The organism is Massilia alkalitolerans DSM 17462 (assembly GCF_000427785.1).
Taxonomy (GTDB): domain Bacteria; phylum Pseudomonadota; class Gammaproteobacteria; order Burkholderiales; family Burkholderiaceae_D; genus Telluria; species Telluria alkalitolerans.
The window spans coordinates 18,359-42,534 of record NZ_ATYR01000021.1 but is presented as its reverse complement, the minus strand read 5'-3'; the positions used below and the strand labels follow the sequence as shown (position 1 = coordinate 42,534).

Below are 24,176 nucleotides of genomic sequence, written 5' to 3'. Positions count from 1 at the left end.
CCGCTGCCACGGCTGGCAGCGGCGAGGTGGTAATTCGCGGCTTATTGCTTCTTAATCGCCCTGATAGATGCCCAGGTTGCCGCTGTAGTTGCCGAACTTGGTGTAGGAGCCGATCCAGGTAAGGCGAATCGCCCCGATCGGGCCATTACGCTGCTTACCGATGATGATCTCGGCGGTTCCCTTATCGGGCGAGTCGGGATTGTAGACCTCGTCGCGATACAGGAAGATGATAACGTCCGCATCCTGTTCGATAGCGCCCGATTCGCGCAGGTCGGACATGACGGGTCGTTTATTGGGTCGCTGTTCCAGCGAACGGTTCAGCTGGGACAGTGCGATGACGGGGCAATGCAGCTCTTTCGCCAGGCCCTTCAGGCTTCGCGAGATCTCGGAGATCTCGGCCGCGCGGTTGTCGCCCGGCTGGCTGCCCTGCATCAGCTGCAGGTAGTCGACGATGATCAGGCCCAGTTTGCCGCACTGGCGCGCCAGGCGTCGTGCCCGTGCGCGCATTTCGATCGGGTTCAGCGCCGGCGTCTCGTCGATGTAGAGCTGGGCGTCGTTCATCTTTTGAATGGCGTGCGTCAGGCGCGGCCAGTCTTCGTCGTTCAGGCGGCCGGTACGCAGGCGGTGCTGGTCGAGCTGGCCCACCGAGCCGAGCATACGCATGGCCAGCTGGGCGCCGCCCATTTCCATCGAGAAAACAGCGACCGGCAGGCCGGCTTCGATCGCGACGTTCTCGCCGATGTTGACCGAGAACGCGGTCTTGCCCATCGACGGACGGCCGGCGACGATGACCAGGTCGCCCGGCTGCAGGCCGGAGGTCATGCGGTCGAGGTCGATGAAGCCGGTCGGCACGCCGGTGATCTCGCCCTGGTTCTCGCGCGAGTACAGTTCGTCGATGCGCTCGACCACCTGCGTGAGCAGCGGCTGGATCGGGTTCCAGCCCTGCTGGCCGCGCGCGCCGGTTTCGGCGATGGCGAAGATCTTCGATTCGGCCTCGTCAAGCATCTGCTTGACTTCCTTGCCTTGCGGGTTGAAGGCGTTGCCCGAGATTTCGTCGGCGACCGTGATCAGGTTGCGCAGGATGCCGCGGTCGCGCACGATCTCGGCGTAGCGGCGGATGTTGGCCGCCGACGGCGTGTTCTGCGCCATCGCGTTCAGGTACTGCAGGCCGCCCACCTCCTCGGCCTTGCCCAGCATGTTGCAGGCTTCGTAGACCGTGATCACGTCCGCCGGCTTGCCGGCGTTGATCAGGCGGACCATCTGTTCGAAGATGATGCGGTGGTCGTAGCGGTAGAAATCCTCTGCGTGCATGAAGTCGGCAATGCGGTCCCAGGCGGCGTTATCGCGCAGCAGGCCGCCGATGACGGACTGTTCTGCTTCGATGGAATGCGGCGGGATGCGCAGGGAATCGACTTGCGGATCGGATGGCGAATTCATGGCGGGCATTATACCGTTTCCGGTCACACGGCTGACATAATTGGCGAGATTTCCGGGGATAAAAAAAGCCGGGCGAACCCGGCTTTTTCATTAAAACAACAGTTGCCTGTCGTTATGCTTAAGCAGCTTCGCCGACGACGGCGATGGTGATTTCCGAGACGACGTCGGTGTGCAGCGCGACGGCGACCGGGAATTCGCCGGTGGTCTTCAGCGGACCGGTCGGCATGCGAACCTGCGACTTCTCGACCGGGAAGCCTTGCTTGCTCAGGGCTTCGGCGATGTCGAAGTTGGTGACCGAACCGAACAGACGGCCGTCCACACCCGCCTTCTGGGCGATGGTGACGGTCATGCCGCTCAGCTTGTCGCCTTGCGCCTGGGCAGCCGACAGCTTTTCAGCTGCTGCTTTTTCCAGTTCGGCGCGCTTGGTTTCGAACTCGGCCACGGCGGCCTGGGTAGCGCGGCGTGCCATTTTTTGCGGGATCAGGAAGTTACGTGCGTAACCGTCCTTGACTTTGACGACGTCGCCCAGGTTACCGACGTTGACGACTTTTTCGAGCAGAATAACTTGCATATTTTTTCTCCAGGATATCTAGCTGACGTGCCGCGATTAAGCGTTGTGCAGGTCGGTGTACGGCAGCAGCGCGAGGTAGCGTGCGCGCTTGATGGCGGTGTCGACCTGGCGCTGGTAGTGCGCCTTGGTACCGGTCAGACGTGCCGGCATGATCTTGCCGTTTTCCTGGACGAAGTCCTTCAGGGTGTCGACGTCCTTGTAGTCCACCTGTTCCACGCCTGCGGCGGTGAAGCGGCAGAACTTCTTGCGCTTGAACAGCGGGTTCTGCTGTTTGCGCTTCATTTTTTCTTTAGCTTTGTTTTTGTCGAACTTTTTACCGAATGCCATGTTGAGGCTCCTGTATCTGTAATCTAAATAGGCCGAGTACTGTTACGCGGCACTGAAATCAATGATGTGAAACACCAAGGCTTTGCTGTTGCGGTTTTTCCGTGCGAGGAATCCTTCGAAGCGGTAGGCGGCGCCGAGTTCGGCGCTTTCCAGCCTGCCTGAAATCTCGCCCGCGCCGAGCGCAGGGATTTCAAACGCGACCTGCCTTGCCACTCCGGCCTCGACCTGCTGCGAATCGTGCATCAGGATCGCGCCCACGATGGGGACGCCGGCCGGGGTGAAACGCAGTACGTCTCGCTCCGCGATGGTCGCGATGAGCTGGAACTGATTCACTGCGTTCTACGAATTCCCGAGAAAACCTGGTTCAGCTTAAGCAGCGGCGGCCGGGGCAGCAGCAGCTGCTTCAGCGCGGTGGCTCTTGGCTGCGTCTTCGCGCTGGACCGACTTCATCATCGGCGACGGTGCGGTTTCGGCCTTCTTCATCTTGACGGTCAGGTGACGCAGGACGGCATCGTTGAACTTGAATGCGGTTTCCAGCTCGACCAGGGTCTCGTTGTCGCACTCGATGTTCATGCAGATGTAGTGAGCCTTCGGCAGCTTCTGGATCTGGTATGCCATCTGGCGACGGCCCCAGTCTTCCACGCGATGGATGTTACCGCCGCGGCTGGTCACCGTGGTCTTGTAACGCTCGATCATCGCCGGAACTTGTTCGCTCTGGTCCGGGTGGACGATAAAAACGATTTCATAATGACGCATGCAACACTCCTTGAGGACGTTTAAACAAATGCCCACCTCGGCGTCAAGACGAGTGTGGGAAGGGAAAGCCTTCGATTATAGCCTGAAAAACCGGTAAATGGGAACCCATGGCATGGCCCGGCCCGGCAGATGGCGGCGAAAAGCGGGCATCGGCACCACGAATGCGGACGCACTGCACAAATTTTTTACAGTTTTCCCGTGTTTGCCCTTGCGCATATCAGAATACTGTACAAAAATACAGTCTGCTCTTACAACTAATGCCGTAAAACACCCATGCTCAAGCTCACTGCAAGGCAAGAACAGATCCTTAACCTGATCAAGGAAGCGATCGAGAACACCGGTTTCCCGCCGACCCGCGCCGAAATCGCGGCCGAGCTGGGTTTCAAGTCGGCCAATGCGGCCGAAGAACACCTGCAGGCCCTGGCGCGCAAGGGCGCCATCGAGATTTCGCCGGGCACCTCGCGCGGCATCCGCCTGGTCGGCGCCTCCGTCGAACAGGTCCCGATGGTGCCCGCCGCCCTCATGATGTCGTTGCCGCTGGTCGGCCGCGTGGCCGCCGGTTCGCCGATCCTGGCCCAGGAACACGTCGAAGCCACCTACTCCGTGGACGCCGCCATGTTCTCGGCGCGCCCTGACTTCCTGCTGAAGGTCAAGGGCTGGTCGATGCGCGATGCCGGCATCTGCGACGGCGACTTCCTGGCCGTCAAGAAGATCGACAGCGCCAAGAACGGCCAGATCGTGGTGGCCCGCCTCGGCGAAGAAGTCACGGTCAAGCGCTACCGCAAGACCGGCAACCTGGTCGAGCTGCTGCCGGAGAATCCGGATTTCAAGGTCATTCAGGTGAACCCGGAAGACGAGTTCGCGCTGGAAGGCCTCGCCGTCGGCCTGATGCGCAGCTGGCACTAAGCCTGCGCCCACCAAGCCGCCGGCTCACCCGGCGGCTTATTGAATCTTCTTGTCCGCCCAGTGGGAATCCTTCGGGGCGGATTTCACGATCGCGTTGTGCTGGGACACAAAGGCATCGGTCGCCGAGCGCCATGCGGCGTAGTCCGCCAGCACCAGCTTCGAACTCACCTTTGCTTCCTCGGTCAGGTTTTCCTGCAGCTGGGCCAGGTGGGCGTTTGATTTCTCCATCTCCTCCTTGTTCATCAGCTTCTGGATGTCGCTCGGGACGCGCTTGGTCAGCGGCAGCGCCGCGTTCAGGTTGGTGACGTACTTGTTGTAGCACTCCTGCCACGCCTGCACGGCCGCGCTGATGCGGTCGATGTCGGCATTGACCTTCGACATCGCCGGAATGCGCGGCGCGGTGCAGCGGAACTCGCCCGACTTCAGGTCTTCGCCGTCGTAGCCCTTGATCCAGTAATCGATGTCCTTGCGGCGCTTGACGCGCTGGTCGATCAGTTCGAGCGAGGCGATCGCGACCTTGTTGCCCTTGGCGGCGGATTTCTTGAACAGATCGACCGCCCTGGCTTCGTCGACCTCCCCTGCTTCGCCATAGAAATACATCTGGCCCAGCGCCTGCTGCGCGGCCGGATTGCCGGCATTGGCCAGCTTGGTGTAGATCTTCATCGCGCCCGCGTAGTCCTTCTTCTCGAACAGGGCGTTGGCGTCTTCCAGCTCGCCGGCAAAGGCGGCGCCGCACAGCAGCAGGGATGCAAGGAACAGCTTGGTCTTCATGGGCGGATCGGTGTGATGAAAAGAAATCCCATGATAGCGGCAATTCGGCGCCCGGCTCAACCGCTGAAACAAAACGGCGCCAGTGGCGCCGTTTTGAAGGCGTGGGAGACTTTTTCCGTAGGGTGGGCAGCTCCACCTCGAAGGCCGGCATATCGACAACGCGACCGCCGCCCACGCGTTCAACGCTCGGTCGAGCAGTGGCACAGCTCACCTGCTGTTTGAACGCGTGGGCGGCGTCCACGTGAGCGGCTGATCCAGCAATGTGGCGGAGCCGCCCACCCTACGAAAAAAAACGGCAACCGAGAGGTTGCCGTCATGCTTATGCGTCGAGCGCCTGGCGGAAATCCGCCAGCAGGTCCTCGGTATCCTCGATGCCCACCGAGACGCGGATCAGCGACTCGGCGATGCCCATGCTGGCGCGCCGCTCCGCCCCCATCTCGAAGAAGATCGTGTGCGCCACCGGAATCACCAGGGTGCGGGTGTCGCCCAGGTTGCTGGCCGGGATGCCGAGCTTCAGGCGGTTCAGGTAGTCGAAGCAGTCGATATCCTCGCGCAGCTCGAAGCTCATCAGCGAGCCGCCGGCACGGAACAGCTCTTTCGTGATGCCGTTCTGCGGATGCGAAGCCAGTCCCGGGTAATGCACGGCCGCCACGCGCTCATCCGCCTCCAGCATCTGCGCCAGCGCCAGCGCATTCGCGCTGGTGCGTTCCATGCGCAGCGCCAGCGTCTCGGCGCCCACCGCGATGTGGTGCGCCGCTTCCGGCCCGAGGGCCGCGCCGAAGTCGCGCAGGGCCTTGGCGCGCAGCTGAGCCAGGCCCTGGTTGGCAGCCGGCTGCTTGCGGAAGTTGGCCGCGATGTGCGGGTAGGCGCTCCAGTCGAACAGGCCGGTGTCGGTCAGGGCCCCGCCCAGCGCGATGCCGTGGCCGCCGATCGACTTGGTCAGCGAATTGACCACCAGGCCCGCCCCCACCGCCTTCGGGCGGAACAGCCAGGGCGTGGTCATGGTGTTGTCGACCACGTACAGGATGCCGCGCTCGCGGCACAGCTGGCCGATGCGCGCCAGGTCCGCCACCTGGGTGCGCGGGTTGGCGATGGTCTCGACGAACACCATGCGGGTATCGGGCCGGAGCACCGCTTCCACATTGGCGACGTCAGTCGCATCGACGAAGTCCACCGCCACGCCCTGGCCGGCTACCGTCTGCCACAGGCTGTTGGTGTTCCCGAACAGGAAGGACGACGAGACGATGTGGTCGCCCGCCCTCAGCAGGCCCTGGAACAGCGCGCCGATGGCGCCCATGCCGGTAGCGAAGCAGATGCTGCCGACGCCGTCTTCCATCTTGCTGATCTTGTCTTCGAGCGCGGCGACGGTCGGGTTGCCCTGGCGGCCGTAGCGGAAACCCGGTTCCTTGCCCTGGAAGACCGAGGCCAGCTGGCGCGCATCGTTGTAGCCGAAGGCCACCGAAGTGTGCACCGGCTTGTGCAGCGAGCCCTGCTCGATGCTCTTCCTGCGGTCGTTGTGCAGGATGGTGGTCGTGAAACCGTACTTCTGCTCGCTCATGGTCTTACTCCGCCGTGGCTGGACGATTGAGATTGAGCTGGTTGGTGGCCGCATCCTCGACGCCCTTGCTGCCGCCATTGTGGCGCGCGGATTCCTGGCGATCCAGGTATTCCGGGGTCACGTCGCCGGTCACGTAGACGCCGTCGAAGCAGGATGCCTCGAAGTTCTTCAGCGCCGGGTTGACGTCCGAGATCGCCTTCTTGAGCGCATCGACGTCCTGGTAGACCAGGCGGTCGGCGGTGATCTCCGCGCAGATTTCCTCGTTGGTGCGGCCATGGGCGATCAGCTCGTCGCGGGTCGGCATGTCGATGCCGTACACGTTCGGGTACAGCACCGGCGGCGCGGCCGAGGCGAAGAACACTTTGCGGGCGCCGGCATCGCGCGCCATCTGCACGATTTCACGGCTGGTGGTGCCGCGCACGATCGAATCGTCGACCAGCAGCACGTTCTTGTCCTTGAATTCGGAGGCGATCGCGTTGAGCTTCTGGCGCACCGACTTCTTGCGCATGCCCTGGCCCGGCATGATGAAGGTGCGGCCGATGTAGCGGTTCTTGATGAAGCCTTCGCGGTACTCGACGCCGAGCTTCAGGGCCAGCTGGATCGCGGCCGGACGCGAGGAATCGGGGATCGGCATGACGACGTCGATCTCGTCGACCGGGATCTCCTTGCGGATCTTGTCGGCCAGGTATTCGCCCATGCGCAGGCGGGTCGCGTAGACCGAGGCGCCGTCGATCACCGAGTCCGGACGGGCCAGGTAAACGTATTCGAAGGCGCAGGGATTCAGCGACGGATTCTCGGCGCACTGGCGCTCGTGCAGCTGGCCGTCGTTGGTGATGAACACCGCTTCGCCCGGCGCGATGTCGCGCACGAAGCGGAAGCCCAGGCCTTCCAGCGCCACCGATTCGCTCGCCACCAGGTACTCAAGGCCGTGCTCGCCCTCGTTCACGCCCAGGCACAGCGGACGAATGCCGAACGGGTCGCGGAAGGACAGCATGCCGTGGCCGGCGATCTGCGCCACCACGGCGTACGCCCCGCGCACGCGGCGGTGCACCGCCGCCACCGCCTTGAAGATGGCGTCGGTGTCCAGGTTGTAGCCGTCGGCCGCTTCCTGGATCTCGTGGGCCAGCACGTTCAGCAGCACTTCCGAATCGGAGTCGGTGTTGATGTGGCGGCGGTCGTTCTTGAACAGCTCTTCCTTGAGCTGGGCCTGGTTGGTCAGGTTGCCGTTGTGGGCCAGGGTGATGCCGAACGGGGCGTTGACGTAGAAGGGCTGCGCTTCTTCCTCGCTCGAGGAGCCGGCGGTCGGATAGCGGCAGTGGCCGATACCGGTATTGCCCTGCAGCGTACGCATGTTACGGGTACGGAACACGTCGCGCACCAGGCCATTGGCCTTGTACATCGAGAACATGCTGCTGTGATTGGTTGCAATACCCGCCGCGTCCTGGCCGCGATGCTGCAGCAGCAGCAAGGCGTCATACAGAAGCTGGTTGACGGGATTGTTCGAGACGACGCCGACGATGCCACACATGGTGCGCTCCTAAAACTGGATTGCTGATTACGAAAGATTAGTAGTTCACGTGCTGCGCCAGGGCAGCAGGGAGAAAGGGTTTGACGGTGCGCGCTCCGGTTTCCGCCATCGGCGAGAGCAGCGCGTTCCTCCAGAAATCCTGTTGCGGGATGGACGTCATCCCACACAATATGACGGCGGCCAGCACGATTACAATGCCGCGCGCCAATCCAAACAATCCACCCAGGCCGCGGTCCGCGAGGCTCAGGCCGGTGGCCGTGATCAGGGCCCCGATCGCCAGCGACAGCAGGCCCATCAGGATGCGCACGCCGAGGAACAGCAGCACGAAGGCCATGATCAGGCGCGCGGTCTCGCCGGGCAGCAATTCCGGCAACATCGGCGCCAGCGTCGCCCCGTAGGCGTTCGCTACCACGAAGGCCACGATCCAGCCCAGCAGCGACAGGATCTCCTTGACCAGCCCGCGCAGGGTGGAAATGATGACCGACGATACCAGTACGAACAAGACCAGGTAATCGAAAATCGTCACGCCGCCAGCCCTTGCCTGCTACTGTGGATCAGAGCGGCACCATGGTGCCGGACAGGCCCATGGCGATGAGCTTCGAGCGGATCTTCTCGCCCTCTTCCTTGCTGTACGGCCCCACGCGCACGCGGATCAGGTCACCGGACCGTTCGGTGAACGAAGACACGCCGGCGGCGCGCAGGCGGCCCTGCAGCTCATCCACCTTTTGCTCGGTCGCCAGCGCGGCCACCTGCACCACGTACTTCTGCGACGGGCCGGTGGCCTTCACGACCGGCTTGCCCTCCAGGATGGCCATGGCGCGCGCGGCGTCGTTCTGTGCCGGGACCGGTTTCAGCTCGACCGGCTTGACCGGCGGCTTCTCGGCAGGTTTTTCAAGCTTCTTCGGCTCCAGGTCGGCGACCTTCGGGTGCGCTTCAAGCTTCGGCTCGCGCTTGGGCTCCGGCTTGACCGGTTCCGGCTTCGGCTCGGCCTTGGCCACGGCCGGCTCGGTGCGGGCGGTGTCGAGGGTACGCACCGGCGGCGGATCGGCCGGGGGCGTCCCCACGCTGGCCGCAGGCGCCGGCGGCTGGGCCGATGCGAGCGTCGGGTCGTCCATCGGCTCGACGATTTCCTCGCCGCTGTCGACGCTGGCCGCGGCGGGCACCGGCAGCGCCGCCGCCTTGTCCTTCGACGGAATGTTGATGGCGATGTCGGCGCCAAGCGGCTTGGGCTCGGAATCGAGCAGCATCGGCAGGCCGACCGCCGCGGCGAGGGCCAGCGCGATCGCGCCTACCAGGCGGCGGCGCGCGCGCTTCTTCTCGGGGAGGATCGGATCGGCGCCGGCACGGCCACGGCCGCGGGTGGCCCCTTCGCCGGCGTTGGACGCGCGCTTGGCGCGGGCCTGCTGCCCATAGGCGGCGTCGTCGTCCTTGACGAAGTGGCCGCTGTCCCGGACAGTGTCTTGCTTGTTTTTGCTACCGAACGAGAACAAGCCCATGCGTATCTAGAATCAGTGTAGTGAGTTTTTGCGGGCCGCCATGACGCCGGCGACCGTGTAGAACGAGCCAAAGACCACAATTCTATCATTCTCCCCAGCCCGGCTCACGGCATTCGCATAGGCTTCGGCCGGCGTGGCGAAAGTGGTGACCGAAAAATCACCCTCTTTCGCCCCCGCGGGCCCGATCGCCGCGAGCTTTTCGGCCAGTTGTTCCGGTTGCGCCGAGCGCGGCGACGGCAGCGCGGTGACGCACCAGTGGTCGACGATGCCCTTCAAGGGCGCGATCACGGCCTCGATGTCCTTGTCTTCCATGATGCCGAATACCGCATAGGTGTAGCGGTGGAAGCCCATGTTACCGAGGTTGTGCGCGAGGGCCGCGGCGGCATGCGGGTTGTGGGCCACGTCCAGAACCTGCGTCGGACGGCCCGGCAGCACCTGGAAGCGTCCCGGCAGCTCGACCATGGCCAGGCCGGCACGCACTTCCTGCGCGCCGCAAGGCAGCTGCATGCGCAGCACTTCGAGGGCAGCCAGCGCGGCCGCGGCGTTGAGCAGCTGGTTGGCGCCGCGCAGGGCCGGATAGGCCAGCGAATTGCGGCGCTGCCCACGGCCGCCATAGCTCCATTGCTGCTGGTCGCCCTGGTAGTTGAAGTCACGGCCCAGCAGCCACAGGTCGGCGCCGATGCTTTCCGCGTGATCGATGAGCGATTGCGGTGGCACCGGATCGCTGCAGATCGCGGCCTTGCCCGGACGGAAGATGCCGGCCTTTTCAAAACCGATCTTCTCGCGGGTGTCGCCCAGGTAGTCGGTATGGTCGATGTCGACGCTGGTGACGATCGCCACGTCGGCGTCGACCACGTTGACCGCATCCAGGCGACCGCCCAGGCCGACCTCGAGGATGGCGACGTCTACACCGGCCTGCGAAATCAGGTGCATGATCGCCAGCGTGGTGAATTCGAAGTAGGTCAGCGAGACCTCGCCGCGCACGGCTTCGACCGCATTGAATGCCTGGATCAGCGCCTCATCGGACGCCATCTCGCCGTTGATGCGGGCGCGTTCGTTGAAGTCGAGGAAGTGCGGCTTGATGTACAGGCCGACGCGGTAGCCGGACTGCAGCAGCATGGCTTCGAGCATGGCGCAGGTCGAGCCCTTGCCGTTGGTGCCGGCCACCATGATCACGGGACAGCTGAAGGCGAGCCCCATGCGTTCCTTGACGGTACGGACACGGTCGAGGCCCATGTCGATATGGGTTTCGGCATGGCGCGACTCGAGCAGCGCCAGCCAGTCGGGCAAGGTGGTCGGGAGTGTAGGCATTGGAATGGGACTTCAATGTACGTGCCGGGAAGCACGGGTGCGGACGCGTGGGCGCCCGCACCGGGATGGAATCAGGCCAGCGCGTCGGCGGCCTGGTTTTGCAGCAGTGCCAGCAGGCGGGCGATTTCTTCGCGCATCTTGCGGCGGTCGACGATCATGTCGACGGCGCCCTTCTGCACCAGGAACTCGGCGCGCTGGAAGCCTTCCGGCAGCTTTTCGCGCACGGTGTTCTCGATCACGCGCGGGCCGGCGAAGCCGATCAGGGCTTTCGGCTCGGCGATGACGACGTCGCCCATGAAGGCGAACGAAGCCGAGACGCCGCCCATGGTCGGATCGGTCAGCACCGAGATGAACGGCAGCTTTTTCTCGGACAGCTTGGTCAGCATGGCGGTGGTCTTGGCCATCTGCATCAGCGACAGCAGGCCTTCCTGCATGCGCGCGCCGCCGGTGGCGGTGATGCAGATGAAGGGCACCTTCTGCTCCAGCGCCACCTGGGCGCCGCGCACGAAGCGTTCGCCGACGACCGAGCCCATCGAGCCGCCCATGAATTCGAATTCGAAGCAGGCGACGACGACCGGCAGGCTCATGATCGAGCCGCCCTGCACGATCAGGGCATCGGTCTCGCCGGTGGCGTCCATGGCCTGCTTGAGGCGATCAGGGTACTTTTTGCTGTCCTTGAACTTCAGGGTATCGACCGGCAGGGTTTCCTGGCCGATGTCGTAACGGCCGCCCTCGTCGAGCAGCGCATCGAGGCGCTCGCGGGCGCGGATGCGCATGTGGTGGTCGCACTTGGGGCAGACGTGCTGGTTCGATTCCAGGTCGGCGCGGTACAGGACCGATTCGCACGACGGGCATTTGACCCACAGCCCTTCCGGCATGGTCTTGCTCTTGGCGGCATCGGAGCGCTGGATCCGTGGGGGCAGCAGTTTTTCTAGCCAACTCATCTTTTCTCCTTGCGGCAAGTCTTCGAAGTGGCGGTAGTGTAGCCGCAAGCGTGCCGCTTGTCGAATCATGTCGGCCTGCCAATTGCCATTCCGACATCACTCAAACGATCGCCATTGGCCCTGCTGCACTAGGACTGTCCAAAGACGCGCCACAGGTAAACCGCGCCGAGGAACAGGCCGGTCAAAAGCAGAAAATAGACGAGGTTGTACAGGATGCGGAACCACGAAAACGACTTGCCGGCGTTTTCCGTTCCACATACCTCGTTGCTCGATTGTCGTGAAGCCATTCGCCCACAAATCCGCCAACCAGCTCGAACGCGAGATAAAGCGGGATGGGAGCAAGGAATACCATGATCCATTGCCCTGCACTGTTCGGCAGATCCGGATAGCTCAGGCTGATCAATACCAGGCCGACGACAAAAGAAAGCCCGAGATAAACCAGCAGAAATTTGAACGCGGTACGCATCAGCAAATAGTACAGTTACCATGCCCGCATTCAATAAATTTTCAATCTACTGGTCAACAATTGCGTGCAGAGCCGATTTGTGTAACAGCTTTCAGGTTCCCCCCGCAATTTGACTCTGGCCACAATAAAAAGGGACGCTGTCACGGCGTCCCTCCCCCAGTGGGCCGATCTCCATTCATGCCTTGGCGACTGTGTCCGGCATTTCCTCGATCCTGTATTCCAGACCGCCGTAGTGCCTGGCTACGAAATTGTAGAGCCAGGCCACCAGGCCTGTGCAAAGGAAGACAAGTGCACCATAGATGAGCGGTGCAATGATTGCTGCCGCAAAGACGCCGACGAAGCTTCCCTGCGACATGCTGACGAGCGCCAAGCCGGCGAAAGCAGGTATAGAGATCACCATGTACAGTACCGCCAGGACTCTAGCGGTCTGTTTCACGGACACATTCACGATCTGTATTTTCATTGCGATATCCAAAGGATTGTTTATCGGAAAAAACAGATCCAATGTACTGCCATGAAGTACAGCGCGAGACGCGGCAGCACAAACCGCGTCTTGCGTGAAGGCAATCTTCGTTCAGGCGTCCAGCGCGGTGCGAATACCCGAAGTGAAGCTGCGCACCGCGTCCACAGCCTGCTCCTTCGGCACCGATTCCAGTTCCTGGATGATGCGGCTGCCGATCACCACCGCATCCGCCACTTCCGCCACCGCACGCGCGGTGGCGCCGTCGCGGATGCCGAAGCCGACGCCGATCGGCAGCTTGACGTGTTCGCGGATCGCGCCCACGCGACGCGCCACGTCGGCGGTGTCGATGCTGCCGGACCCGGTCACGCCCTTGAGCGAGACGTAGTAGCTGAAGCCGCTACCGTACTGCGCCACCTGCTGCACCCGCTTCGTGGTCGAAGTCGGGGCGAGAAGGAAGATCAGGTCGAGGTCATTCGCCCGCATGGCCTCGGCGAAGGCCGCGCACTCTTCCGGCGGATAGTCGACCACGATCGCGCCGTCGGCGCCCGCTTCCTTCGCGCAGCGAATGAAGTTGTCGGGGCCGATGCGCTCGATCGGGTTGGCGTAGCCCATCAGGACCACCGGCGTCGTCGCATTCGTCTTGCGGAATTCGCGCACGAAACCGAAGACGTCCTGCAGGCCAATGTTGAACTTGAGCGCGCGCTCGCAGGCGCGCTGGATCACCGGGCCTTCGGCCATCGGGTCGGAAAACGGAACGCCCAGCTCCAGGACGTCGGCGCCGCCCTCCACCAGGGCGTGCATCAGCGGCACGGTCAGTTCGGGACCGGGGTCGCCGGCGGTAATGAAGGTGACGAGGCCGGTCTTGTTCTGCGCCTTGAGGGCGGCAAAGGTCGATTCGATACGGGACATGCTGTTCTTTCTTTTAAAGGTTCACGAGGGTGCGGGAAGACGGTCAGCTGAAATCCAGCCCCATCCTCTGCGCCACCGTGTGCATGTCCTTGTCGCCGCGGCCCGACAGGTTGACCAGGATGAGCTGATCCTTCGGCAGCGTGGCCGCCAGCTTGGTCGCGTAGGCGATCGCGTGCGAGGACTCCAGCGCCGGGATGATCCCCTCGATGCGGCAGCAGTCGTGGAAGGCCTGCAAGGCTTCCTCGTCCGTGATGCTCACGTACTCGGCGCGCTTGATGTCCTTCAGCCAGGCGTGCTCCGGCCCCACGCCCGGGTAATCCAGGCCGGCCGATACCGAATGCGTCTCGATGATCTGCCCGTTCTCGTCCTGCAGCAGGTAGGTGCGGTTGCCATGCAACACGCCCGGGATGCCGGCGCTCAGGGACGCCGCATGCTTGCCCGTCTCCAGGCCCTCGCCCGCCGGCTCGACGCCGACCAGCTTCACGCCCGGCTCGTCGATGTAGGGATAGAAGATGCCCATGGCGTTCGAACCGCCGCCGACGCAGGCCAGCACGTAGTCCGGCTGGCGGCCGGTCATGGCCGGCATCTGCACGCGGCACTCCTCGCCGATCACGGACTGGAAGTCGCGCACCATCATCGGGTACGGGTGGGGCCCCGCCACGGTGCCGATGATGTAGAAGGTGCTTTCGATGTTGGTGACCCAGTCGCGCATCGCTTCGTTGAGCGCGTCCTTCAGGGTCTTGGAGCCCGATTCCACCGGCACGACGGTCGCGCCCAGCAGTTTCATGCGGTAGACGTTCTGCGCCTGGCGCTTGACGTCCTCGCTGCCCATGTAGACCACGCACTCCATGCCGAAGCGCGCGCAGATGGTGGCGGTGGCCACGCCGTGCTGGCCGGCGCCGGTCTCGGCGATGATTCGCTTCTTGCCCATGCGGCGCGCCAGCAGGGCCTGGCCGATCACGTTGTTGATCTTGTGCGCGCCCGTATGGTTCAGGTCTTCGCGCTTGAAGAAGATCTGGGCGCCGCCCACCTGCTCGGACCAGCGCTTGGCATGGTAGACCGGCGAGGGACGGCCGACGAAGTGGGCCAGTTCGTAGCGGAATTCCTCGAGGAATTCAGGGTCGTTCGAGAAGCGCGCATAGGCGTCGTTCAATTCGGCCAGCGCATGCGACAGGGTCTCGGCGACGAAGCTGCCGCCGTAGGGGCCGAAGTGCCCGCTCTGGTCGGGCAGCTGGTAATCCGGGGTCTGGAACAGCGGGGTGTTCCCGCTAGGACGATCTTTCATGATGGTTCTCACTCGATGGGGTGGCGTCGGCGGCCCGCACTGCCTGAACGAAATCGGCAAGCTTGCAGGCATCCTTGATGCCCTTCTGCGCTTCGACGCCACTGCTGACGTCGACCGCGAAGGGACGAACACGTACCACCGCGTCAGTCGCGTTGTGTGCGTTCAACCCACCACTCAAAACGACCCGAGGCGCGAGCTCTTTTGGGACGAGAGACCAATCGAAGACCTTTCCTGCGCCGCCGTAGGCGTCCACCCAGGTATCCAGCAACAGGCCGGAGAACCAGGGGCTGGCGGCGCGGTATATACCTTCGTATTCTAGCAGTTCATCCGGGCTTGTGTCCGGCCTGACGCGGAAGGCTTTCACGAAGGGCCGCGCTACTGCCGCGGCGAGCGCCGCGCACTGCTCGACCGTTTCGTCGCCGTGGAACTGGATCAGCGACAGCGGCGCCCGTTCGGCGACCGCCCTCACCTCGTCCACCGTCGCGTTGACGAACAGCGCCACCGCGCTGATATAGGGCGGCAGCGCCCGGCACAGCTCGGCCGCCTGTTCCGGCGTGACGTAGCGCGGGCTTTTCGGATAAAAAACGAAACCCAGCGCGTCGGCGCCGGCGCTGACGGCCGCGCGCAGGTCTTCCGCGCGCGTGATGCCGCAGATTTTGATGCGGGTGCGTTGCATGACGATCCTTGACACTAGTGCGAATTACAGCCAGGGCAGCGGGTGTGCCGGCTCCTGCGGCAATCCCCACTTCGGATCGTAATCGATTTTTGCCAGGTACAGGCCGTCCGGCATGAAAGTGGGCGCGGCCACGTCGCGCGAGCGGCTCTCCAGCACCTCTTTCATCCAGCCGGGTTCGTTGCGGCCCGTGCCCACATAGACGAGCGAGCCGACGATGTTGCGCACCATGTGGTGGAGAAAAGCGCTGGCCCGCACCGTGAACACGAGCACGTCGCCATAGCGCTGGATGCTCACCTCGTGCATCTGCTTGACCGGCGAATTGGCCTGGCAGCCCGAGGCGCGGAAAGCCGAGAAATCGTGCTCGCCGATCAGGTACTGGCCGGCCTCAACCATCCGGTCCACGTCGAGCGGACGGAATACCCACCCGGCCCGGTCCGCCAGCAGCGCCGAAGGGTTCGGGTTGTTGTACAGCACGTAGTGATAAGTGCGCGAGCGCGCCGAGAAGCGCGCGTGGAACTCGTTACCCTCGGCATCCGGCTTGACCTCGTGCGCCCAGCGCACCACGATCGAGTCGGGCAGGAAGGCGTTCACACCGCGCACCCAGCTCTGCATCGCGCGGTCGAGCTCGGTGTCGAAGTGGACCACCTGCTCGATGCCGTGCACGCCGGCGTCGGTGCGGCCGGCGCAGGTGGTGCCGAGGAAGGTACAGGCGAACTTCTCGAGGGCGATCTCGAGCTGGTCCTGGACCGTATTGCGCGCCGGCTGCTTCTGGTAGCCGTTCCAGGCGGTGCCTACATACTGGACACCCAGTGCGATGCGCCTCACGCGAGCAGGGAGCGCATTGCGCTGGCCTTGCTCACCTGTTCGCTGCTGCCACCCTTGATGACTTCATCGAGCAGCTCGCGTGCACCCTCCTTGTCGCCGATTTCCTGGTAGGCGATCGCGAGATCGAGCTTGGTTTCCATTTCCATGTGCTCCGGCGACAGCGCAGCCGGCTCGAGTGCCTCGCCCGGCACCGGCAGGTCCGCCGTGCTCACTGCGGGCTGCTCGAAGGACGGCAGGTCGAGGTCGATGTCGGCCAGGTCGAAGCTCGGTTCCATCGGCGCGGCGGCAGCCGCGGTCGCAGGGAACTCGTCCAGGGCGAACGGGTCTTCGTCGGCGGCCGGGCTGGCTGCAGCCGCCGGCGGCGCGTCGAACTCGAAGGGCTCGACCGCAGGCTGGGACAGGCTCGGCGCGGCGCTCGGCACGGCCGGGCTGCCGAAGTCCATGGTATCGAGGTCGAACAGCGGATCGTCCGCACCGTTCGAGGTCGCCGTTGCGCCGAGGATGGCGGGCACTTCTTCGTGGAACGGGGTCGCCTCGGCCACGGCGGCGGGCGTTGCCGCGGCAGGCGGCAGGCCGAAGTCCATGGTGTCGAGGTCGAACAGCGGGTCCTCTTCGGCGGCGGCCGTGGCCAGCGCCGGCACCTCGTCTTCGTCGACCGCGGGCAGCGGCGGCAGGTCGAATTCGGCGGCCAGGCCGGCCATGTCGTGGTTCGCCACTGCGGCGTCGCGGTCCGTGGAGCCCGGGACGGCTGCGGCGGTTTCCGGCTCGCCGAAGCTCATGTCGAAGGCGAGGTCGAAGGGCTCTTCGCCGGCGGGTGCAGGCGCGGCGGTGAGGTCGGGCGGCGTGATCGGATCGAGCGCGAAGTCGAGGTCCGGCACGGCGGTGTCGTCAAGCGCGGCGTCGCGGCCGGGGCCGGCCATGGCGATCGGTTCGGTGCTGGCGACCGGTTTGAAGCTCAGGCCGCCGAGGTCGAAATCGAGCGAGTTGTCATCGAGGCGCTGCTCGGCCACCGGAGCGGCGAGCACATCGGATTCCGGCACGGCAGTCGCGTCCTGCTGCTCGTCGTGGTCCATCGCAGCGTAGGCCGCACCGGCCATGGCGCCTGCGCCGAGGGCCGCCATCGGGGCCCCACCGCGGAACGAGGCTTCGAGCTGCTGCGACAGCAGCGACTGCTGGTCGCGCTCCTGCGGGCTCGGGGTCGGCATGACCGGCGCCGCGCCGGCGGCAGCGGCATACAGCGGATTGGACGGGTCGATACTCAGGCCCAGCGCGGCCGCCTGGGCCCACTCGTCACCCAAGCCGCGCGTCATGCTGTACAGCTCGCTGGCCTGGGTCTCGAAGGCGCGCAGGTCCTTGCGGGCGGCATAGATCTCGAGCAGCTTCAGGCGCACGGCATGGCGTTCCGGATGGGTGCGCAGCGCTTCCTTCAGGATCTCCTCGGCCTGGGCGTCGCGGCCGTAGGCGATGTAGACGTCGGCTTCCGCGACCGGGTCGACTTCATTGGTGTCGAGCTGCGAGGCCGACGGGGCGAAGCTGGAATTGAACACGCTGTTGCTGGTGTCGACGCTCTGGCCGCCCGCTTCCGCGAACAGCGAGTGCGCCCCCTGGGTCGGCACGCCCAGCACCGAGGGCTCGGCGACGACGGCCTTGGCGCCGTCCTGCTTTTTCCGGCGGCGCTGCGAGATGCCCAGCGCGCCCAGCAGCAGGATGGCGGCGCCGGCGGCGACGACATTGATGTTGTCCATCAGGGTATCGGCGAAGCCCTTCTCCGCGGGCTTGGGCTCGGCCGGCGCTGCCGGCTTGGCCTGCGCGGCCGGCTTGGCTGCCGGTGCGGCGGGCGTGGCGGTGGCGGCGCCGGCGACGGCGCCCGCCGCGGCGGCGTTCTGCACTTCGCTGCCGGAACGGCTCTTCACCGTCATCAGCTGTTCCAGCTCGTTGACGTTCTTCTCGAGTTCCTTGACGCGGGCCTGGGCCTGCTCCAGTTCGCGCTCGCGCGCGATGCTGTCTTCGGCGCTCGCCGTGGCTGCGCCTTGCGCGCCGGTGGCCGCCTGGGTGGCTTTCGACAGGCGCAGCTGGTCCTGCGATTCGTTGGCGGCGGTCGGGCGTTCCTCGACCTTGGCGCTGATCTTGCCGGCCGCGCTCTGGCCGGCCTGCGGCGTACGCTGCGGAGCGGCGTTGGCCACCTGCCCTGCCAGCTTGTTGCGGTAGGCGTTGAAGTCGGCCGCGTGCGCGACCACGATGCCGCGCGCCTCGGCGTCGCCGCTGCCGCTGCCCCGAATTGCGCCGGAATCCGGCACCGACAGGATCTGGCCCGACTTCAGGCGGTTCATGTTGTTGCCGATGAAGGCGTCCGGATTGGCGCGGTACAGCGCCACCAGCATCATGTCGAGCGAGATGTCGGCAGGCTTGAGCTTGGCGGCGATCTTGCCCAGGGTGTCGCCCTGGCGCACGCGGTAGCTCGAAGGGGTCTCGGCCGCGGCAGCTGCAGGCGCGGCAGCGCGCGGCGCCGGAGCCTGCTGGGCCTGCTGCGGCTGTTGCGTGACCGGCGCTGCCGGCTGCGGCACCGCTGGACGCGGCTGGGCAAGCGGCGCGGACGGCTGGGCCGCTGCCGGGCGGGTCTCGGCCGCCGCCTGGGCCGGCTGGGTGTTACGCAGTTCGGCCGGGTCGAGCAGGAAGGTGTACTCGCGCACCAGGCGGCCGCTGTTCCACGACAGCTCGATCAGCATGTCGACGAAGGGCTCGTTCAGCGGCTGGGTCGAGGAAACGCGGATGAACTGGCGGCCGGCGCGCTGCTCGACATTGAAGCGCAGCGACAGCAGGGCCGGGTTGAATTCGATGTTGGCCGCGCGAAAGGCTTCCGGCGAGGCCAGCTTCACTGCCAGGCTCGATGCATCCTCGCCGGCGGTCGTCGTCAGTTCGATTTCGGCACGCAGCGGCTGGCCGAGTGCCGACAGCACCGTCAGCTTCCCGAGGCCCGCAGCCGAGGCGGCGGACGACAGGAGCACGGCAGTTGCCACGGCCGCGGTGACTGATTTCAGCGCAAATGCCATGAGCGGAGGACGGTGAGGAAAATGCATAATCGGCAGTGAGAGAAAGTTGGCCAGAGGAAAGACGATTTCCCAGGAGTCTCAACATATCATCATGCTCTGGAGCATGCAAGCTCCCAGCGCACAAGCTTGTCGAGGGAGCTGGAGATATGTGGCCAGAATGACCGATGCGGGGAGTGTTCGATAGCGTTTGATTACAAGCGCTTAGCACTATTACAGCAGGTGTGGCAAGGCTGCCAACACGGTGAGGGGCGGTGATTGGTCGTGGTTCCGTCGTCGAGCTCGATGATCTTGCCGTCGCCTATCACCGCGTGGGCGGGAGACCCGCCCACCCTACGGTTACTTGTCCAGCACGATGCGCAGCATGCGGCGCAGCGGCTCGGCCGCGCCCCACAGCAGCTGGTCGCCGACGGTGAAGGCCGACAGGTAATCATTACCCATCGACATCTTGCGCAGGCGGCCGACCGGGATGCCCAGTCCACCGGTGACGGCGGCCGGCGACAGGTCGCGCATCGAGGCTTCGCGGGTGTTCGGCACCACTTTCACCCACTGGTTGTGCGAGGCGATGATGTCGTTGATCTCGTCGAGCGGCACATCCTTGGTCAGCTTGATGGTCAGCGCCTGCGAGTGGCAGCGCATTGCGCCGATGCGCACGCACAGGCCGTCCACCGGAATCGCCCTGGAACCGAAACCTTCGCCGCGGCCGAGGATCTTGTTGGTCTCGGCGCCGGCCTTCCACTCTTCCTTCGACTGGCCGTTGCCCAGGTCCTTGTCGATCCACGGAATCAGGTTGCCGGCCAGCGGCACGCCGAACTGCTTGGTTTCATCAAGGGAGAGGCCATGCTGGGTTGCCAGCACGGTACGGTCGATCTCGAGGATGGCCGAGGCCGGGTCGTCCAGCAGCGGCTTGACGGCGCCGTTGATGGTGCCGAACTGGGTCAGCAGCTCGCGCATGTGCTGGGCGCCGCCGCCCGATGCCGCCTGATAGGTCATGGAGGTCATCCATTCGACCAGGCCCTGCTCGAACAGGCCGCCCAGGCCGATCAGCATGCACGACACGGTGCAGTTACCGCCGATGAAGTTCTTCACGCCGCGCGACATGGCGTTCTTGATGACTTCCTTGTTGACCGGGTCGAGCACGATGACGGCGTCGTCGTTCATGCGCAGGGTCGAGGCGGCGTCGATCCAGTAACCGTTCCAGCCGCTGGCGCGCAGCTTCGGGAACACTTCGGTCGTGTAGTCGCCGCCCTGGCAGGAGATGATGATCTCGCACTTGGACAGTTCGGCGATGTCGGTCGCGCTTTTCAGGGTGGTTTCGTTCTTCGCCATCTTCGGCGCGGCGCCGCCCGGGTTCGAGGTGGTGAAGAACACCGGCTCGATGTGGTCGAAATCGCCCTCTTCCTGCATGCGCTGCATCAGGACCGAGCCCACCATGCCGCGCCAGCCAACCAGGCCTACTAGTTTCATTTTGCTTTCCTTGGAATGTGAATTATTGGAGGGCCGCGACGACCGCGTTGCCCATGTCTTCGGTACCGACCTTATTGGTACCTGCTTCGTAAATGTCGGAGGTGCGCAGGCCCTGGGCCAGCACGCGCTTGACCGCGTTCTCGATGCGGTCGGCCTGTTCGGTACGCCCGAACGTAAAGCGCAGCATCATCGCGGCGGACAGGATGGTCGCCAGCGGATTGGCCACGCCCTGGCCGGCGATGTCCGGCGCCGAGCCGTGCGAGGGCTCGTACAGGCCCTTGTTGTTGGCGTCGAGCGAGGCCGAGGGCAGCATGCCGATCGAACCGGTGAGCATGGCGGCGGCATCCGACAGGATATCGCCGAACATGTTGCCGGTCACGATGACGTCGAACTTCTTCGGCGCGCGCACCAGCTGCATCGCCGCGTTGTCGACGTACATGTGCTCGAGCTCGACGTCCTGGTATTCCTTGTGCACCTCGGTGACGATGTCGCGCCAGAACTGGAAGGTTTCCAGCACGTTGGCCTTGTCGACGCTGGTCACGCGGCGGTCGCGCTTGCGCGCGGCCTGGAAAGCCACGTGGGCGATGCGGCGGATCTCGCCTTCGGCATAGCGCATGGTGTCGAAGCCCTCGCGCTGGCCGGCGAATGGCCCGTCCGGGCATTCGCGCACGCCGCGCGGCTTGCCGAAATAGATGTCGCCGGTCAGCTCGCGGATGATCAGGATGTCCAGGCCCGAGACGACCTCGGGTTTGAGCGTCGAGGCGCCCGCGAGTTCCGGGTACAGGATGGCCGGACGCAGGTTGGCGAACAGGCCGAGTTCGCGGCGCAGGCCGAGGATGGCCTGCTCCGGGCGCAGCGCGCGCTCGAGCGTGTCGTACTTGTAGTCGCCGACGGCGCCGAACAGCACCGCGTCGGCTTCCTTCGCCAGCTTCAGCGTGCCTTCCGGCAGCGGGTGGCCGTGGGCCGCGTAGCCGGCGCCGCCGACCTGGGCGCTTTCCATCTCGAAGGGCTCGCCGAGGGCGTTCAGGACCTTGACCGCCTGGTCCATGATCTCCGGGCCGATGCCGTCACCCGGCAGGATTGCGATTTTCATGCGGTCTCTCTTTATCAGATCGTGTTGGCCAGCCACGGCTGGGCTGCCAGGTGGCGCTGCTCGAAGGCGCGGATGTCGTCGGCATGGCGCAGGGTCAGGCCGATGTCGTCCAGGCCGTTCAGCAGGCAGTACTTGCGGAAGTCGTCGATGGCGAAGCCGTAGGAGATGCTGCCGTCCTGGGTGCCGACGCGCTGCTTTTCCAGGTCCACCACCAGCGTGAAGCCCGGATTCGCCTCCACCGCCTTGAACAGCCCATCCACCTCTTCTTCCGACAGGACGATCGGCAGCAGGCCGCTCTTGTAGCAGTTGTTGAAGAAGATGTCGGCGAAGCTCGGCGCCACGATGGCGCGGAAGCCATACTGCTGCAGGGCCCAGGGCGCGTGCTCGCGCGAGGAGCCGCAACCGAAGTTCTTGCGCGCCAGCAGGATCGAGGCGCCCGCGTAGCGCGGCTGGTTCAGCACGAAGTCCGGGTTGAGCGGGCGGGTGCTGCAATCCTGGCCCGGCTCGCCGTGGTCCAGGTAGCGCCACTCGTCGAATAGATTCGGGCCGAAGCCGGTGCGGCGGATCGATTTCAGGAACTGCTTCGGAATGATGGCGTCGGTGTCGACGTTGGCGCGATCCAGCGGCGCCACCACGCCTTCGTGTACGGTGAATTTATCCATGGCCGCTCCGGCTCCCTTTTCTAGAATGTTATTTGCCGCCGGCGCTGGTGACGACCTGGCCGACCTTCTGCACGTCCTTGCCAATGCCCGAGATGGTGTTGCAGCCGGTGAGGACGATGGCGGTCAGGGTGAGTGCGATTATTTTCTTCATGATGTTCCTGTAGTACGGTTAAAACGGTATTAACGCTCTAGAAGGCGCGTACGTCGACAAAGTGGCCGGCGATTCCCGCGGCGGCGGCCATGGCCGGCGAGACCAGGTGGGTGCGGCCGCCCTGCCCCTGGCGTCCCTCGAAGTTGCGGTTCGAGGTCGAGGCGCAGCGCTCGCCCGGCTCCAGGCGGTCGGCGTTCATGGCCAGGCACATCGAGCAGCCCGGCTCGCGCCATTCGAAGCCGGCTTCCTTGAAGATGCGGTCGAGGCCTTCGCGCTCGGCCTGCTCCTTCACCAGGCCCGAGCCCGGCACCACCATCGCCAGCTTGACGTTGGCGGCGCGCCGGCGGCCGCGCACGACCTCGGCGGCGGCGCGCAGGTCTTCGATGCGCGAGTTGGTGCAGGAGCCGATGAAGACCTTGTCGATCTTGATCTGGTCGATCGGGGTGTTCGGCGCCAGGTCCATGTAGGCCAGGGCCTTTTCGATGGCGCCGCGGCGCACGGCGTCGCTTTCCTCGCGCGGATCGGGCACGCGGCCGTCCACGGAAACCACCATCTCGGGCGAGGTGCCCCAGGTGACCTGCGGGCGGATCTCCGCTGCGTCGAGCTCCACGACCGTGTCGAACACGGCGCCTTCGTCCGAGTGCAGGGTGCGCCAGTAGGCGACCGCTTGGCTCCACTGCTCGCCCTTGGGCGAGAACGGACGGCCCTTGACGTAGTCGATGGTGGTGTCGTCCACCGCGACCATGCCGGCGCGCGCGCCCGCTTCGATCGCCATGTTACAGACCGTCATGCGGCCTTCCATCGACAGGGCGCGGATGGTCGAGCCGCCGAATTCGATGGCGTAGCCGGTGCCGCCGGCGGTGCCGATCTTGCCGATCACGGCCAGCACGATGTCCTTGGCGGTCACGCCCGGCGGCAGTTCGCCCTCGACCTGCACCAGCATCGATTTCGATTTCTTGGCAAGCAGGGTCTGGGTGGCCAGCACGTGTTCGACTTCCGAGGTGCCGATGCCGTGCGCCAGGCAGCCGAAGGCGCCATGGGTGCTGGTGTGCGAGTCGCCGCAGACCACGGTCATGCCGGGCAGCGTGGCGCCCTGCTCCGGGCCGATCACGTGGACGATGCCCTGGCGCTTGTCGTTCATGTCGAAGTAGGTCAGGCCGAAGCTCCTGGCGTTGCCGTCCAGGGTTTCGACCTGCAGGCGCGAGGTCGGGTCGGCGATGCCGTGGGCGCGGTCGGTGGTCGGCACGTTGTGGTCGGCCACGGCCAGGTTGGCCGAGGTACGCCATAGTCCGCGCCCTGCTTCGCGCAGGCCTTCGAAGGCTTGCGGACTGGTGACTTCGTGCACCAGGTGGCGATCGATATAGAGGACTGTGGTGCCATCGGCGTCGGCACGCACGACATGGGAATCCCAGAGTTTGTCGTAGAGCGTTTTTTGCATGGTCTATCCGGTGAACGCGGTACCCCTTATGCGGGGACGATTTTTGATTATGCCATAATTGTGCACTGCCGCACCAAGCCGGGGCAACG

Annotated in this window: 25 protein-coding genes; 1 reads left to right on the top strand and 24 read right to left on the bottom strand. The window is 64.8% G+C overall.

The window, feature by feature from the left end; translation table 11 throughout:
* Positions 1-51: 51 nt before the first annotated feature.
* The 5 genes from YWC_RS0118650 to rpsF all read right to left on the bottom strand — a co-directional run bounded on the left by YWC_RS0118650 (position 52) and on the right by rpsF (position 3,091).
* Positions 52-1,437, bottom strand: coding sequence for a replicative DNA helicase (locus YWC_RS0118650; RefSeq protein WP_027866751.1), 1,386 nt, complete (start codon positions 1,435-1,437; stop codon positions 52-54).
* Positions 1,438-1,555: 118 nt separating this feature from the next.
* Positions 1,556-2,008 (bottom strand): 50S ribosomal protein L9, encoded by a 453-nt coding sequence (rplI, locus tag YWC_RS0118645; protein ID WP_027866750.1) that lies wholly within the window; start codon positions 2,006-2,008, stop codon positions 1,556-1,558.
* Between the two features lie 36 nt (positions 2,009-2,044).
* A complete protein-coding gene (gene rpsR / locus YWC_RS0118640; RefSeq protein WP_027866749.1) occupies positions 2,045-2,335 on the bottom strand; it encodes a 30S ribosomal protein S18 in 291 nt (96 codons plus the stop codon).
* A gap of 42 nt (positions 2,336-2,377) precedes the next feature.
* On the bottom strand, positions 2,378-2,668 hold the full coding sequence (gene priB / locus YWC_RS0118635; RefSeq protein ID WP_027866748.1) for a primosomal replication protein N: 291 nt from the start codon (positions 2,666-2,668) through the stop codon (positions 2,378-2,380).
* Between the two features lie 36 nt (positions 2,669-2,704).
* Positions 2,705-3,091 carry a 30S ribosomal protein S6 gene (rpsF, locus tag YWC_RS0118630; protein WP_020656856.1) on the bottom strand — a complete coding sequence of 129 codons (387 nt, stop codon included), beginning with the start codon at positions 3,089-3,091 and terminating at the stop codon, positions 2,705-2,707.
* 273 nt (positions 3,092-3,364) lie between these two features.
* On the opposite strand from rpsF, the gene lexA reads away from it, so the two are divergent.
* A complete protein-coding gene (gene lexA, locus YWC_RS0118625) occupies positions 3,365-3,997 on the top strand; it encodes a transcriptional repressor LexA (protein ID WP_027866747.1) in 633 nt (210 codons plus the stop codon).
* A gap of 36 nt (positions 3,998-4,033) precedes the next feature.
* Here the strand turns inward: lexA and YWC_RS0118620 are convergent, their stop codons facing one another.
* The 19 genes from YWC_RS0118620 to leuC all read right to left on the bottom strand — a co-directional run bounded on the left by YWC_RS0118620 (position 4,034) and on the right by leuC (position 24,087).
* Positions 4,034-4,768: a tetratricopeptide repeat protein gene (locus tag YWC_RS0118620; protein WP_027866746.1), complete on the bottom strand. Its 735-nt coding sequence runs from the start codon at positions 4,766-4,768 to the stop codon at positions 4,034-4,036.
* 319 nt (positions 4,769-5,087) lie between these two features.
* Positions 5,088-6,326, bottom strand: a complete 1,239-nt coding sequence (locus tag YWC_RS0118615) for a cystathionine gamma-synthase family protein (RefSeq protein ID WP_027866745.1) — start codon at positions 6,324-6,326, stop codon at positions 5,088-5,090.
* Positions 6,327-6,330: 4 nt separating this feature from the next.
* Positions 6,331-7,854, bottom strand: a complete 1,524-nt coding sequence (purF, locus tag YWC_RS0118610; protein ID WP_027866744.1) for an amidophosphoribosyltransferase — start codon at positions 7,852-7,854, stop codon at positions 6,331-6,333.
* 37 nt (positions 7,855-7,891) lie between these two features.
* The gene (locus YWC_RS0118605; protein WP_027866743.1) at positions 7,892-8,380 is read right to left on the bottom strand and encodes a CvpA family protein; all 489 of its coding nucleotides are present in this window, start codon (positions 8,378-8,380) and stop codon (positions 7,892-7,894) included.
* Positions 8,381-8,408: 28 nt separating this feature from the next.
* Complete coding sequence (locus tag YWC_RS0118600) at positions 8,409-9,350, bottom strand: SPOR domain-containing protein (RefSeq protein ID WP_027866742.1); 942 nt, start codon at positions 9,348-9,350, stop codon at positions 8,409-8,411.
* Positions 9,351-9,362: 12 nt separating this feature from the next.
* Positions 9,363-10,661: a bifunctional tetrahydrofolate synthase/dihydrofolate synthase gene (gene folC / locus YWC_RS0118595; protein ID WP_027866741.1), complete on the bottom strand. Its 1,299-nt coding sequence runs from the start codon at positions 10,659-10,661 to the stop codon at positions 9,363-9,365.
* A gap of 71 nt (positions 10,662-10,732) precedes the next feature.
* Positions 10,733-11,605, bottom strand: a complete 873-nt coding sequence (gene accD / locus YWC_RS0118590) for an acetyl-CoA carboxylase, carboxyltransferase subunit beta (protein WP_027866740.1) — start codon at positions 11,603-11,605, stop codon at positions 10,733-10,735.
* Between the two features lie 181 nt (positions 11,606-11,786).
* Positions 11,787-12,071: a hypothetical protein gene (locus YWC_RS32905; RefSeq protein WP_156923787.1), complete on the bottom strand. Its 285-nt coding sequence runs from the start codon at positions 12,069-12,071 to the stop codon at positions 11,787-11,789.
* A 175-nt stretch (positions 12,072-12,246) separates the two neighbouring features.
* Positions 12,247-12,534, bottom strand: coding sequence for a hypothetical protein (locus YWC_RS0118585; RefSeq protein WP_027866739.1), 288 nt, complete (start codon positions 12,532-12,534; stop codon positions 12,247-12,249).
* Positions 12,535-12,645: 111 nt separating this feature from the next.
* On the bottom strand, positions 12,646-13,443 hold the full coding sequence (gene trpA / locus YWC_RS0118580) for a tryptophan synthase subunit alpha (RefSeq protein ID WP_027866738.1): 798 nt from the start codon (positions 13,441-13,443) through the stop codon (positions 12,646-12,648).
* A gap of 43 nt (positions 13,444-13,486) precedes the next feature.
* Complete coding sequence (gene trpB, locus YWC_RS0118575; protein WP_027866737.1) at positions 13,487-14,728, bottom strand: tryptophan synthase subunit beta; 1,242 nt, start codon at positions 14,726-14,728, stop codon at positions 13,487-13,489.
* Positions 14,712-15,404 carry a phosphoribosylanthranilate isomerase gene (locus YWC_RS0118570; protein ID WP_027866736.1) on the bottom strand — a complete coding sequence of 231 codons (693 nt, stop codon included), beginning with the start codon at positions 15,402-15,404 and terminating at the stop codon, positions 14,712-14,714. The genes trpB and YWC_RS0118570 overlap by 17 nt, the downstream gene beginning before the upstream one ends.
* A 24-nt stretch (positions 15,405-15,428) precedes the next feature.
* Complete coding sequence (gene truA / locus YWC_RS0118565) at positions 15,429-16,229, bottom strand: tRNA pseudouridine(38-40) synthase TruA (protein ID WP_027866735.1); 801 nt, start codon at positions 16,227-16,229, stop codon at positions 15,429-15,431.
* On the bottom strand, positions 16,226-19,234 hold the full coding sequence (locus tag YWC_RS0118560) for a FimV/HubP family polar landmark protein (RefSeq protein ID WP_229413138.1): 3,009 nt from the start codon (positions 19,232-19,234) through the stop codon (positions 16,226-16,228). The genes truA and YWC_RS0118560 overlap by 4 nt, the downstream gene beginning before the upstream one ends.
* A gap of 381 nt (positions 19,235-19,615) precedes the next feature.
* Entirely contained in the window at positions 19,616-20,743 is a 1,128-nt protein-coding gene (gene asd, locus YWC_RS0118555; RefSeq protein WP_084416486.1) for an aspartate-semialdehyde dehydrogenase, read from the bottom strand.
* 22 nt (positions 20,744-20,765) lie between these two features.
* A complete protein-coding gene (gene leuB / locus YWC_RS0118550) occupies positions 20,766-21,836 on the bottom strand; it encodes a 3-isopropylmalate dehydrogenase (RefSeq protein ID WP_027866732.1) in 1,071 nt (356 codons plus the stop codon).
* A 14-nt stretch (positions 21,837-21,850) separates the two neighbouring features.
* A complete protein-coding gene (leuD, locus tag YWC_RS0118545; RefSeq protein WP_027866731.1) occupies positions 21,851-22,498 on the bottom strand; it encodes a 3-isopropylmalate dehydratase small subunit in 648 nt (215 codons plus the stop codon).
* A 28-nt stretch (positions 22,499-22,526) separates the two neighbouring features.
* Positions 22,527-22,649, bottom strand: a complete 123-nt coding sequence (locus tag YWC_RS32180; RefSeq protein WP_084416485.1) for a lipoprotein — start codon at positions 22,647-22,649, stop codon at positions 22,527-22,529.
* A 37-nt stretch (positions 22,650-22,686) separates the two neighbouring features.
* A complete protein-coding gene (gene leuC, locus YWC_RS0118535) occupies positions 22,687-24,087 on the bottom strand; it encodes a 3-isopropylmalate dehydratase large subunit (protein WP_027866730.1) in 1,401 nt (466 codons plus the stop codon).
* Positions 24,088-24,176: the final 89 nt, after the last annotated feature.